This is a genomic window from Serratia sp. L9 (assembly GCF_050632285.1).
Lineage (GTDB): Bacteria > Pseudomonadota > Gammaproteobacteria > Enterobacterales > Enterobacteriaceae > Chania.
This window is the reverse complement of record NZ_CP192591.1, coordinates 2,034,574-2,048,157: the sequence shown is the minus strand read 5'-3', so window position 1 is coordinate 2,048,157 and position 13,584 is coordinate 2,034,574. Positions and strand designations below refer to the sequence as shown.

Sequence of the window (13,584 nt, the reverse complement as noted above, 5' to 3'; positions counted from 1 at the left end):
CAGGCGCTGGCCCTATTCCCTGAAAATCCCTCGCGTATACGGCTTTAAGATGAAGAAAATTTTAGCGTTGCTAGTGATAGCGCCTTTGCTGCTCTCTTGTTCCGGCAAAAAAGATGAAGTGGTCAATGAAGCCTACGTCAAAGACACCAACGGCTTCGAAATTTTGATGGGCCAGTTTGCCCACAACATCGAGAATATCTGGGGGCTGAGCGAAGTTCTGATCGCCGGGCCAAAAGACTACGTCAAATACACCGATCAGTATCAGACCCGCAGCCATATCAACTTTGATTCGGGCACCATCACGGTCGAAACCATCGCCACCACCGATCCTGCAGCCCACCTGCGCCAGGCGGTGATCAGCACCTTGCTGATGGGTGAGGATCCGGGTTCTATCGACCTCTATTCTGACGCCAATGATATCCAGATCAGTAAAGAGCCGTTCCTGTACGGCCAGGTACTGGATAATAATGGTCAGCCAATCCGCTGGGAATGGCGCGCGGCGCACTTCGCCGACTATCTGCTGCAAAACAAATTACAACGGCGCACTTCGGGCCTGCATGTGATCTATTCGGTGACCATTCAACTGGTGCCTAACCACCTGGATAAACGTGCGCACAAATATCTGCCCATGGTTCGCCAGGCTTCTGAGAAATACGGCATCGAAGAATCGCTGATCCTGGCGATCATGCAGACCGAATCCAGCTTCAACCCTTATGCGGTAAGTGGCTCCGATGCGTTGGGCCTGATGCAGGTAGTGCAACATACAGCGGGGAAAGATGTGTTCCAGATGAAAGGGAAATGGGGCACGCCAAGCCGCAGCTACCTGTTCGATCCGGAGAATAACATCGACGCCGGTACTGCCTATCTGGCCATCTTGCAGAACAACTATCTGGGTGGCATTCAGAACCCGACCTCACGCCGCTACGCGGTGATCACCGCCTATAACGGTGGGGCTGGCAGCGTGCTGCGGGTATTCAACAGCGACAAGGCCCGTGCAGTAACCATCATCAACGGTATGCAGCCTGGCGATGTTTATCAGACCCTGACCACCAAGCACCCGGCAAGTGAATCACGCCGCTATCTGGTGAAGGTCAACAACGCGCAGAAAAACTACCGCAGAAGATAACCAGGTAACGTGTCACTTCTGGCGGGGAGAATTAATTTTCACCGCCTTTGAAAGTGAATCGCAGGTTAATCATAGGAGCCGGGGAGAAATCCGCCGGCTTCTTACTCTGCATCAGCCAACGCATACGCAAGATCGAAGCGGCCATGGAAATTTATTTCACTAACTTCAGTGGTTATTTTAGCCGGTTTATCGTATTTACTGGCGATCTACGATAATAGGTTAAAATTCGGGCTATTTGCAGGGCTGACCACGTTGGCGTTGATAACTACTTTAGTCATAAACCAAGGGCACCTTTCGGTGCCCTTGGTTTTCACTGCTTGATCATATAACCAAAAATCCGTTTCCAGCCGTGGTCTTTCTTCTCAATGTATACGCCCTGCAACTCAGGTGAAAAACCCGGTAAGCGGTTGATACCTTCTTCCAGCGCCAGGAAGTAGCGCTGCACCGCCCCACCCCACACTTCGCCGGGTACCACGCACAGCACCCCCGGTGGATAAGGCAAGGCCCCTTCTGCCGCAATACGCCCCGCAGCCTGGCCAATCGGCACCAGCTCGACGTTGTCGCGAATAAACTCAACGTTGGCATCTTGCGGGTTCATGACCACCGCAGGGAAGTGCGCCTGGCGGAACATCTCCTTTTGCAGTTGTTTAACATCAAAGCTGACATACAGATCGTGCATTTCCTGGCACAGCTGGCGAATGGTGTAGCCTTGATAACGCTGATGATTCTTGCGATAGACCGTCGGTAGCACTTCACTTAACGGGGCATCCTGCTCAACGTAACGCTCGAACTGCACCAGCATATCCACCAGATGATCCATTTTCGCCTGATTCTCTGCCGGGGTGAGCAGGAACAGGATCGAATTGAGATCGCACTTCTCCGGCACGATGCCGTTCTCACGCAGGAAGTTGGCCAGTATGGTCGCCGGTATGCCGAACTCGGTGTATTGGCCGGTAGCCGCATCAATGCCCGGTGTAGTAAGCAGCAACTTGCAGGGATCCACCAGATACTGATCTTTGGCGTAACCTTCAAACCCGTGCCATTTCTCGCCCGGCACAAAATTAAAGAAGCGCACATCGTTGGCGATCAGATGGGTATCATGATCCTGCCAGTCTTTACCGGCCACCTGCAGCGGAATAAAAGGCTTGAGCCACGAGCAGCGCGCCAGCAGCTGTTTGCGTGCTTCGATCCCCAGCTTGACACACTCCATCCACATACGGCGGCCAGCAGCACCGGCATGCATCTTGGCGTTGACATCCAGCGCAGCAAACAGCGGATAGAAAGGGCTGGTAGAAGCATGCAACATAAACGCATTGTTGAGATGCTTGTGGTTGCAGTGGCGTTTCTGGCCTTTGATATGATCGTCTTTTTTGTGGATCTGCGAAGTCTGCGAGAACCCGGCCTGCTGCTTATGCACCGATTGGGTGACAAAAATACCCGGATCGTGTTCGTCCAATTCCAACAGCAGCGGCGAACACTCCTTCAGCATCGGAATAAAGCCTTCGTAACCCACCCAGGCAGAATCAAACAGGATGTAATCACATAAATGACCGATGGTATCGATCACCTGCCGGGCGTTATAAATCGTGCCGTCATAGGTGCCGAGCTGGATAATCGCCAACCGGAAAGGACGCGCCGCATTGGCTTTTTCTGGCGCCACTTCACGGATCTGATCGCGAAGATAGGCTTCATTAAAACACCGTGAATCAATACCGCCGATAAAACCAAACGGGTTACGGGCGGTTTCCAGGTATACCGGCGTGGCACCAGCCTGGATCAGTGCGCCGTGATGGTTAGATTTATGGTTGTTACGATCAAACAGCACCAGATCGCCACGCGTCAGCAGGGCATTGGTCACCACTTTATTGGATGCTGAGGTGCCATTTAATACAAAGTAGGTTTTGTCGGCATTGAACACTTTCGCGGCGTGTTTTTGCGCATCTTTGGCCGAACCTTCGTGGATCAACAGATCGCCGAGCTTCACATCGGCATTACACATATCTGAACGGAAAACCGTCTCGCCGTAAAACTCAAAAAACTTGCGCCCAGCCGGGTGTTTACGGAAAAACTCACCGCCCTGATGCCCAGGGCAGGCAAAGGTCGAGTTTTTCATTTCCACATAGGTTTTCAGCGTTTTAAAAAACGGGGGTAACAGCGCCTGCTCATAGGCATCGGCAGCGGCTTCCAACTGGGCCATATAAAATGCTTTGGTGGCGGCGGAAAGTGCAAATACCCCGGTGATCAACGGCAGGTGATCCGGGGAAAGAGACTCGTCCCCCTCAACAGCAACAAACGTTGGGATATCAAAACCGGTCACTTTCAGCCTATCCAGGATCCCGGCATTCACATCGCTAACGGAGACCACGGCCGCCGCCACATCGGTATAATCCGTCTGCTCCACGCGCACTATCTGGCGCAAGGTTTCGATGCTGGTCTCCAGGCTGGCGCTCGTTGCTATTTTCAATTCTTTCATAATGCTGACTCTCAAACGGTTAAGGATGAGGGCGTGCCACAAAGCACATGATGAGATACCCACAGGTACCCCGGCAAAGTGATGAGCCAAGGCGCAACCATGACTGACCGATGCAAATGAGCATCAGACTACTATCGGGGACTGGGATCGGCAGCGTCCGATAGACATCAGTAAAATCAGAGCCGCAGCTCTATTTTTAATAATGCCTAACAGCGAGCATCAGATAGCTTTACCGCATAGTGGGCAGCGGTAATCGTATAAAGAACGTATGGGGAACAGAACGGCAGAGGGATGGCATCATCAGATGTCTGGTGCGCAACCGCGCTTGGGTAACAAAACCAGCCATGCTTGTGATCCTCTGACTATGTTGAGGGGGTATTGCGCAATGATTACACGTTTTTTTGGTCGGTTCAAGCTGCAATCCGCGGATAACCTCAGCCTGCAAAAACACCCATAACCAATTGTAAAATAAAAATAATTATCTGTCTTTCTCCCCAACCTCTCTCAAAATAAGAGGGGGCTGCACGGCGTCGTGGTTAGATTGGGCATTGAGGAGCCGCACTGCACAGTTCCATCACACCACAGGCAGAAATTAAGCAGTATCGCCATTGCGCCGGGGCTGAGGGCCAGCTCGTTACGGTCCCCTCTCCCACAGGGAGAGGGGTATCCTCCAGTCAGAACAGGTTGAGCTTATAATCCACCTGTAGCTCAATTGAATGGTTCTGCGCCCGCATAGGTTTACCGTCCGAAGTCATTTTTGGTTGATTGTGCTGGCTTTGGAAGTTCCAGGATGGGCCACCAGATAGCTGCACAGCCAGATTTTTCAGCGCGGGTTGTGATGGCGTCCAACGGGTATATACCAGGGTTTCGCCACGGTCGATCTTCTGGCCCTGATATTTCATGCCCCAGCCATAGTTAGTCACCATCCCCAGCTCAATTTCGGGTAAAACGGCATAGCCAAACGTCCAGGCCAGCATTTTCTCCTTATCGCCAACGTAGTCGTTACCCCAGCTGTCGGCCATCGAGTTAAAGGTCCCCCGGCTGTGTTTGGCCAGGTGCCACTCAAAGCGCCCTAACCCGCCAGAGAGCGATGCGCGAGTGTAAGACGCGCCAACTTTATGCTTCCAGCGATCGGCCCGCCATTCAGCGTTAAGCGCGGCGTGATAGGCATTGTTATCGAACGTTTTGCTGCTGGCGGACATGCGTGTCCAATCTTCCAGGCCATGGTTGTAATACCACTGGCTAGCCAGCTTAAAGCGTTGTTCTGCCAGGAAAGCTGGCTGCCAGCCCAACTCCACACCGTGGCGTTGCAGATAGTTATGGCTCTCCCCCAGGAAATAGAGCGCACTATAACCGTGAGCGCTATAGCTCAACTCGCCGGTAGCGATGCTGTTAATCTCTTTTTTATCTGCGGTGCGGAAATGAATTTTATCTGGCGAATCCCTGTCACTATAACGGGTGACATAGGCACCGCGAACCCGTAAAGGCCCACTTGCGGCCTCGCCACGCCAGCCAAGGTAAGTGCTGGGAATAGCGCGTGTTGAATTATTCAGTGCGCCCCATTTTTTAATCTGTTGCCAACCGTAATACTGGTGTAAATAAGTGTCTTCATCCCCCAAACGACCTTTCAGAAAGATCTGGCCGATTTTATTGAAGCCTTTAGCCTGACCATTGTCGTTATACAACACGCTGCGGCCCCAGAAATCATCGCTGGCTGCCAGTTTCACCACGCCATAGTAAGAGGCATCAACCCCCAACATATCGGCGAAATAGCCGGACTGATAATCAAGGGTGATCCCCTGCCCCCAGGCGGTCTGATTGGAACGTTGACCATAATCCTGCGTGCTCAGGTTTTTAAACACATTACGGAAAGAGAGATCTGCGTGGCTATCGTTAATCACATTATAAAAAAGGCTACCGCTATTATTTACTTTAATTTGCTCGGCCCATACCGGCAAAGAAAATAAAAGCGAAAGCAGCGCCAACGGTTTATTGATTTTACGTTGTTTTATTTTATTCATAGAAACATCCTGTTTTCTATTTAATAATCCAGAGAGTATTTAGTTTAATAATCAGAATTTATAGGCTTCCCCTGCAGGCAGGGGAAAGCCGGTTAAACATTTATGCGGTAATAATGGTATGGATCAGCTTAGGCGCTTGGGCTTTATCAGCAATGGTGATGCTGGCGTAGATTTTCTCCATCACGCTCGCCACTTCCTGGCGGTTAGCATGGATCGTCACCAGTGAATCGCCAATTGCTACCCGATCGCCGACTTTTTTATGCATCATCAGGCCAACGGCCAGATCGATATCATCTTCTTTGGTTGCGCGCCCGGCCCCCAGCAGCATCGCCGCCACGCCGATTTCATCGGCTACGATATCAGCGACGACGCCGGCCTGTTGAGCAGGGACTTCAATCAGGTACTTGGCCTGTGGCAACTTCTCTGGATGATCCACCATCGAAGCATCGCCCCCCTGGTTAGCCAGGAAATCGCGGAATTTGGCTAACGCCTTGCCGTTACGGATCACTGCTTCGAGCATCGCGCGCGCAGCCGGTAAAGAGTCGGCCTTTTTCGCCAATACCACCATTTGGCTGCCCAGTTGCATTACCAGTTCAGTCAGATCCTCCGGGCCTTCACCACGCAGTGTGTCTATGGCCTCTTTCACTTCCAGCGAGTTGCCGATGGCATAACCCAGCGGTTGTGACATATCGGAAATCACCGCCATGGTGTTACGGCCAACGTGGTTGCCAATGCGCACCATTGCGGTGGCCAGTTCAACCGCGTCTTCGGTGGTTTTCATAAATGCACCGGCGCCGGTTTTCACATCCAGCACGATGGCATCGGCGCCTGCGGCAATCTTCTTGCTCATGATCGAACCGGCGATCAATGGAATGGAATTCACGGTGCCGGTTACGTCACGTAACGCATACAGCTTTTTATCTGCCGGAGTTAAATTACCGGTCTGCCCAATCACCGCCACCTTGTCGCGGTTAACCAGCTCAATAAACTGCTCGCTGGAGATTTCCACATGAAAACCGGCTACCGCCTCCAGCTTATCGATAGTGCCACCGGTATGCCCCAGGCCACGGCCAGACATCTTCGCCACCGGGATATCCAGCGCCGCCACCAGAGGTGCCAGCACCAGCGTTGTCGTATCACCAACGCCGCCGGTAGAGTGTTTGTCCACCTTGACACCTTCGATAGCTGAAAGGTCAATGACATCGCCGGAGTTCACCATCGCCATAGTCAGATCGGCACGTTCACGATCGTTCATATCCTGGAAAAATATCGCCATTGCCAATGCACTGGCCTGATAATCCGGAATATCTCCCTGGGTGTAGCCATTAACAAAAAACTCAATTTCTTGCGTCGTCAGTTCTTTTCCATCGCGCTTTTTGGCGATGATATCAACCATTCTCATTGTCTTTCCTCTACGCTTTATTTCTGCAAATCAATTTTATAAACAGCAAAACCGATATCGTCTTTTTCAATCAGTTCCATCGGGTGCTGGGCAGCCTGTTTGATATAGGCAGCCGCATTTTGGCTAGGGGACGTTTCAATGCGAATATCCAGTTTTTTATCCGAGGAAATAGGCGCGATCCGCCAGCTGTTAATTACCTGCGGCTTATATTCGCCATGCTGCTTGGTTTGCTCACTGATATAGCTGGCAACAATGGTCCGCACTTCGTCCGGTGAGGAGATCACCACGCTCTTCTCGCCAGTGCCGGCAAACTTGCCGGTAAATGCCCGGTAGTTGTTCACCGCCACCAGGAATGGCGCATCAGCCTCCAGCGGCTTGCCTTTATAGGTCAACGCGTTGATACGCTGTGTTTGTGGGTTGATCAGGTTACAGTCACCGTCATAACGGGCAGGCTGGGTGACATCAATCTGATAGCTCAGATCGTCAAACATGTCGAAGTTGTACGCCCTGAAGCCTTCCCAGTTTAGCAATGGCTGGGGTTTATCCGTGTTGACGTCAATCCGGTTATACATACCGGCAGAGCATTCCAGCCACTCCTTCAGATCGCTACCCTTCACTTTCACGGCTGCCAGCGTATTGGAATACTGGTAAAGATCGGCTGCATTACGGAAGCTCAAAGGCCCTTTGCGCATGTCGACAAAGGCCGCCGGATCGTTTTTCCTGCCCCCCGCCTTGAACGGGGCAGCCGCTGAAATCACCGGGATATCGGCCAGATCGGGATCGCCCTGAATATAATGCTCAACATAGGCTTTCTGGGCTGCACGGATAATCTGGATTGCTGAAGAGTCCTGAACCAGAGCCAGATAGGTGTTGGTATCTTCGGCGATGGTGCCGATAGGCTTGTTAACGAACTTGCGCGTGTCGTCATGCGCCTGCTCCAGCGTTTTCACCAACATAACCTTGGCATCCACCAGTGACTTGTCATTCTTCTTGTCAAAGATTGGCCTGGCCTCTGTACGGCTGGAAACCACCTTCCAGTTGTTGGTTTCCCCTTCCAGCACCAGATCGATCACCCCAAGATGATCCGCCCAGTGGCCCGGCATCACGGCTGGCACGCCATTGACCGTGCCCTGTTCAATATTCACCCCGGGAATAGCGGCAAAGTTCTTGCTGGGGAAGATGCCGTGGGAGTGCCCAAACGCAATGGCATCGATCCCAGGAACCTGTGAAAGGTAGTAAACCGAGTTTTCCGCCAGGGCTTTATAAGGATCGGCGGAAAGGCCTGAGTGGGCGATGGCAATAACGATGTCCGCCCCTTCCTTGCGCATCTGTGGCACCAGTTCCTTGGCCGTTTCGGTAATATCTTTGGTGATCACCCGGCCCGACAGCTTTGCCTTATCCCACAACACCACCTGCGGGGGCACGAAACCGATATAGCCAATGCGCAGCTTATGTTCTTTGCCTTCGCTGTCTTTTACCGGCGTATCCACGATCAGATACTGCTTGAAATAAGGTTTATTGGTCTTGGCGTCATACACGTTAGCATTGATATACGGGAACTTGGCACCGCTGATAGCCAGTTGCAGGTAATCCAGGCCGTAGTTGAATTCATGATTACCAATGTTGCCCACCACATAATTCAGGGTGTTCATCGCCTGGTAGACCGGGTGCACATCACCCTTTTTCAGGTTTGCAGCGGCATAATCCGCCATCGGGCTTCCCTGGATAATATCGCCATTATCCACCAGGACGCTGTTGGTCACCTCCGCACGGGCGGCATCAATCAACGAAGCCGCCCTCACCAGGCCATACTGCGCCGTAGCCTGATCTTTGTAGTAGTCGTAATCCATCATGTTGCCATGGACGTCGGTGGTTTCCATGACGCGGAGATCCACCGTTGCGGCATTCACCGCGCCTGCGACCAGCATGGCCAACAACGAGACCTTGATTGGAGAAATCATTTTCATCATACGTTCCCTATTCGCTGTAGAGCTGTCTAACCACAACCTGCCGATGTGGCACTCTGTTGATTAAAAGAAGAACCCCACCACGGCTGCGTTCAGGAAGCTGACCAGCGTGGAGCCATAAAGCAGTTTCAAGCCAAAGCGGGCGGCATTGTTCCCCTGTTTGGAATCCAACGCCTTGATAGCACCGACAATAATGCCGATGGAGGAGAAGTTGGCGAACGACACCAGGAATACCGAGATAATCGCCATAGTGCGTTCAGAGAAATTGAAATCCCCTTGCGACAGGTTGAGCATGGCGACAAATTCGTTACTGACTATCTTGGTTGCCATCAGGCCACCCGCCTGCACCGCTTCATGCCAAGGCACACCCACAAGGAACGCCAGCGGAGAGAACACATAGCCCAGGATCCCTTGGAAGGAGATGCCAAACAAGGCGGTGAATACCGAGTTGGCCATGGTGATCAGCGCAATAAAGCCAATCAGCATTGCGCCAACAATAATCGCCACCTTAAAACCATCAAGAATGTATTCACTCAACACTTCGAAGAAGCTCTGTTTCTCCCCTTCGACTACCTCAAGGATGTCTTCCTCGGGCTTGACCTGATAAGGGTTGATCAGTGACGCCATGATGAAACCGCCAAACAGGTTCAGAACCAGCGCCGTCACCACATAGCGCGGATCGAGCATCACCATGTAAGCCCCAACGATTGCCATGGAGACCGTCGACATGGCAGACGTACAAAGCGTGTATAAACGATGTTCCGGCAACAGGCCGAGCTGCTTTTTAACCGAGATGAAAACCTCAGATTGACCAAGGATCGCCGAAGCGACGGCGTTATAAGACTCAAGCCGCCCCATGCCGTTAACTTTACTCAGGGCCAGGCCGATATACTTGATAATAAAACCTAAAATACGCCAGTGTTGCAGAATGCCAATCAAAGCCGAGATAAACACGATCGGCAGCAGAACGGAAAGAAAGAATGAAATTTCCCCTTTGTTCAGCAAACCACCAAACACAAAATTGACCCCTTCGTTGGCATAAGACAATAAATGGCCAAATACCCCGGCGATCACGCCAATCACCTTATTGCCCACGTCGGTCTTCAGCAGCAATGCGGTCATCGCAAACTGGCAACCCAACATCACAAAAATCGGCCGATAGCGGATGCTTTTACGATCGTTACTCACCAGCAGAGCCAAGACACAGATAACAGCAATGCAGATTATCCCTATGATATATTTCACTTTATCTCCGAATTTATCTGTGAACCTTTACGTTCCCCTTACCAACCCGCCCCCAAAATAGACCAGGAACGAAAATGTTACTATAAAAACATAACACTCAAATTATGTTATTTAAGTTACACAGATCACAAACGCGAACAACAATAGCCTTAAAATACAAATAAATAACATGTTCTATTAATAACCATCAGAAAAAGTAACGCTAATGGAATAGTGTCAAACTGGTTGAGGTGAGAGATGCATGCAGTTCAAACGACTACCGAAGCGGATGAGGAACTTGAGAGGAGCTGGCGGGCATAGAGAGGTGGGCAAAATTCTGCTTGAAAATAGAGCAACCGATCGGGTTTGTGACAGAAACCGATTGACGGCATAAGGCCAAATACGGTTTAATGCGCCCCGTTGCCCGGATAGCTCAGTCGGTAGAGCAGGGGATTGAAAATCCCCGTGTCCTTGGTTCGATTCCGAGTCCGGGCACCACTCATTTAGAAACGGACGTCTACTGACGTCCGTTTTGCTTTATAAAGCCAACAAGTTATCCCCTTCCAGTTGTCTACTACTGCCCGTTAAAATCTACTGGCAGTGTAAGCACACCAGTTTTAGTTCCACGCACTTTTTGAGAGTTCCGGTTTTTCAGCCATCAGCCGGTATTCCTCCGGCGTCAGGTTATTCAGGGATTCATGGGGACGCTCGCTGTTGTATTCATTCAGCCAGCGTTCCGTGATTTCCCGTGCTTCATTCAGCGTTCTGAACAGATAAAAATCCAGAATTTCTGTCCGGTACGTCCGGTTAAACCGTTCGATAAAGGCATTCTGCGTTGGCTTTCCCGGTTTGATAAATTCCAGCATCACTCCATGCTCTTCAGCCCACTGCGCCAGCGTCAACGAGACCAGTTCCGGGCCGTTGTCCATCCGCAGTTTCAGTGGTAACCCCGGTTTGCCACGAGCCTGTCCAGTACTCTGACCACCCGCTGTCCCGGGATATTCAGATCGATTTCTATTGCGAGGGCTTCGCGGTTAAAGTCATCCACCACGTTGAAGGTCCGGAAGCGTCTGCCGCAGACCAGCGCATCATGCATAAAGTCTATCGACCAGCTCTGGTTAAGTGCCTCAGGCGTCATCAGTGGCGCTGGGTTACGTACTGGCAAACGTTGCTTTCCCTTGCGGCGAAAGTTCAGTTTCAGCAGGCAGTAAATCCGGTGAACGCGTTTATAGTTCCAGGTATTACCCTGCCTGCGCAGCAACTGGAACAGCTTCTTAAAACCGTATCGCGGGTAGCGCTCTGCCAGCTCAGTCAGCACCTGGATCACCGGTTCATCGCGCCGGGTATCGGGCTGGTAAAAATAGACCGTCCTGCTCAGCGATAACGTCCTGCATGCCTGGCGTATGCTCATCGTAAACTGTGCCGTCAGATAGCTGACGAGCTCACGCTTTATCGCTGGTTTTAAAGCTTTTTTCGATAACATCTTTGAGTGCCTGGCACTCTAGACTCAGCTCGGCAAACATCTGTTTCAGCCGCCGGTTTTCGTCTTCAAGATCTTTCATCTTTTTGATATCAGACGCTTCCATACCACCAAATTTCGCTTTCCAATTGTAGTACGAGGCCTCAGATATCCCTGCTTCGCGGCAGACATCCTTGACGGTACGTCTAACTTCGACAGACTTCAAAACGGCAATGATCTGGTGTTCAGTGAATCGGGCTTTACGTATGACGATCTCCTCAGGGAACATACTCAGTATGTCGGAAGATCTCTAAAAGTGAATGGTTCGTTTAAGCGGGATACTTACAGTAGCGCTTCCACTGTTTCTCATCGCGGATATGACCGAGGTTGGGCAGCTTACCGGGATTGACTCGATCGTAGCTGGCACGCAGCAGACGGATAACGGCACCGCGCCAGATGGCTTCAACCTGCTGTTTTTTGAAGAACAGATCGCGCCAGACGCCGTGTTTGACATCGAGGCCGCCGCGGGTAATGGAGGCGTGGATGTGCGGATGCTGATTGAGCTGGCGTCCGTAGGTGTGCAGCGCGCAGAAGATGCCGACGTCGATGTCCAGCTTGCGCGCGTGCCTGAGCATGGCGCGGGTGGCACAGCGAAAAAGGTCGTTGAGCAGCGGCCAGTTGTTATTGAAGAACGGCCACAGCAAGTGCGGCATCGTGAAGGTGATATGTTGCCAGTCGCAGTCTGGCTGGATGTGCTGCTCGGCGATCCATTGCTCGGTGCCCTTGAGGCCGCAGCTACTGCAGGCTTTGGATTTGCAGCCAAAGCCTGCTTCGTTCTTGTTGCAGGTCTATTCATTTAGCTGGATAATAATCTCGAGACGAAGAATAGTTTTTAATAATGTGATTTCGGTGGGAAAATTGGGTTAGATATGCATTTACTCACTGGCATAATGTTATAGCCATCACATTTTTATATCCCTTATACATAAAACAAAGCAAGGAGGCCTGATACCCTCTTTATCAAATGGAAACTGAATGTATAGAGCCGGAAAGTGACATGGTGTGTTGCCATGGCGGTGAGTATTGCAATAAATTCCGGTTTGAAGTTCAGGCGGCAACATTGCCAATGGAAGGGAGTAACCGGATGTATTTAACGGGATGTTTTATAGGTATTTTCTCATTATTAAGAGACCCTAAGGTTGGGGAAAAAGCAGCGCGAAACAACGATGCTAATCTGAGTATTGCCAACGTGCGCCGATGTGCTTGGAAACCGAGAAACTTGTTTTATATTGGTATTCTGATGCTGGTAGCCTCTATGCCTTCACTTGCTCAGGATTGTTCTATTACCTATGGAGTCTACGATGATTATGAACCTTATGAATGGATGGAGAATGGTAAGGCTCGCGGGATTAATATTGAACTATTAAAATCGATTGTTCGTGAGGCGGGGTGTGAACTAACCATTGTGTCTCATCCTTGGTCACAGATGATCGAGATGTTACTTAACGGAAAAATAACCATTTTATCCGCCTCCATGACCCCCAAAAGAATGGAAGATTTTCTGGCATTGCAGCCCGCATTTATCCAGTACCGAATCCTCATTAGCCGCAAGGGAACGGTATTTATTAATGATCTCGAACAATTAAATAACAGTACAGTATTAACGCTAAGGAATAGCGTTGCAGCAGAAAGCCTATCACGTGCCAATCGGGAGGTTAAATTAATTTCTTACCCCTCAGAACGAGGAGCTTTGAAAGCATTAAGTGCAGGGGAAGGTGACTTTGCCATTATTGATGGTACATCGCATGTTATGGATGAATATCATAACCTTATTGTAGCAAGTAAACCCATATTCCCTACCCTCTATGGCTTTATCCTAAAAAAGACAATGCTTACTTTGCCAAGTTGAGCC

7 protein-coding genes, 1 tRNA gene and 2 pseudogenes are annotated in these 13,584 nt (G+C 50.8%); 3 read left to right on the top strand and 7 right to left on the bottom strand.

All coding sequences use genetic code 11. The features are described from left to right. Positions 1 to 49 precede the first annotated feature (49 nt). Positions 50 to 1,126: a membrane-bound lytic murein transglycosylase MltC gene (mltC, locus tag ACQ86O_RS09760; protein WP_431225054.1), complete on the top strand. Its 1,077-nt coding sequence runs from the start codon at positions 50 to 52 to the stop codon at positions 1,124 to 1,126. Positions 1,127 to 1,436: 310 nt separating this feature from the next. Here mltC and speF read toward each other — a convergent pair whose 3' ends face one another. The 5 genes from speF to ACQ86O_RS09735 form a co-directional block, all read right to left on the bottom strand. After that, positions 1,437 to 3,599 (bottom strand): ornithine decarboxylase SpeF, encoded by a 2,163-nt coding sequence (speF, locus tag ACQ86O_RS09755; protein WP_431225053.1) that lies wholly within the window; start codon positions 3,597 to 3,599, stop codon positions 1,437 to 1,439. 674 nt (positions 3,600 to 4,273) lie between these two features. Next, positions 4,274 to 5,620, bottom strand: coding sequence for an OprD family outer membrane porin (locus ACQ86O_RS09750; RefSeq protein ID WP_431225052.1), 1,347 nt, complete (start codon positions 5,618 to 5,620; stop codon positions 4,274 to 4,276). Positions 5,621 to 5,720: 100 nt separating this feature from the next. Next, positions 5,721 to 7,022, bottom strand: a complete 1,302-nt coding sequence (locus tag ACQ86O_RS09745; protein ID WP_431225051.1) for a pyrimidine-nucleoside phosphorylase — start codon at positions 7,020 to 7,022, stop codon at positions 5,721 to 5,723. A gap of 17 nt (positions 7,023 to 7,039) precedes the next feature. Beyond that, positions 7,040 to 8,992, bottom strand: a complete 1,953-nt coding sequence (locus tag ACQ86O_RS09740) for a bifunctional 2',3'-cyclic-nucleotide 2'-phosphodiesterase/3'-nucleotidase (RefSeq protein WP_431225050.1) — start codon at positions 8,990 to 8,992, stop codon at positions 7,040 to 7,042. Positions 8,993 to 9,052: 60 nt separating this feature from the next. Then, complete coding sequence (locus ACQ86O_RS09735; RefSeq protein WP_431225049.1) at positions 9,053 to 10,234, bottom strand: NupC/NupG family nucleoside CNT transporter; 1,182 nt, start codon at positions 10,232 to 10,234, stop codon at positions 9,053 to 9,055. A 401-nt stretch (positions 10,235 to 10,635) separates the two neighbouring features. Here ACQ86O_RS09735 and ACQ86O_RS09730 point away from each other — a divergent pair. Further along, positions 10,636 to 10,711, top strand: a tRNA-Phe gene (locus ACQ86O_RS09730). 119 nt (positions 10,712 to 10,830) lie between these two features. Here the strand turns inward: ACQ86O_RS09730 and ACQ86O_RS09725 are convergent. Then, positions 10,831 to 11,940, bottom strand: a pseudogene (locus ACQ86O_RS09725) (IS3 family transposase). Between the two features lie 79 nt (positions 11,941 to 12,019). Beyond that, positions 12,020 to 12,490: pseudogene (locus ACQ86O_RS09720) on the bottom strand (IS91 family transposase); the annotation flags it as partial. 206 nt (positions 12,491 to 12,696) lie between these two features. Here ACQ86O_RS09720 and ACQ86O_RS09715 point away from each other — a divergent pair. After that, a complete protein-coding gene (locus ACQ86O_RS09715) occupies positions 12,697 to 13,581 on the top strand; it encodes a transporter substrate-binding domain-containing protein (RefSeq protein ID WP_431225048.1) in 885 nt (294 codons plus the stop codon). Positions 13,582 to 13,584: the final 3 nt, after the last annotated feature.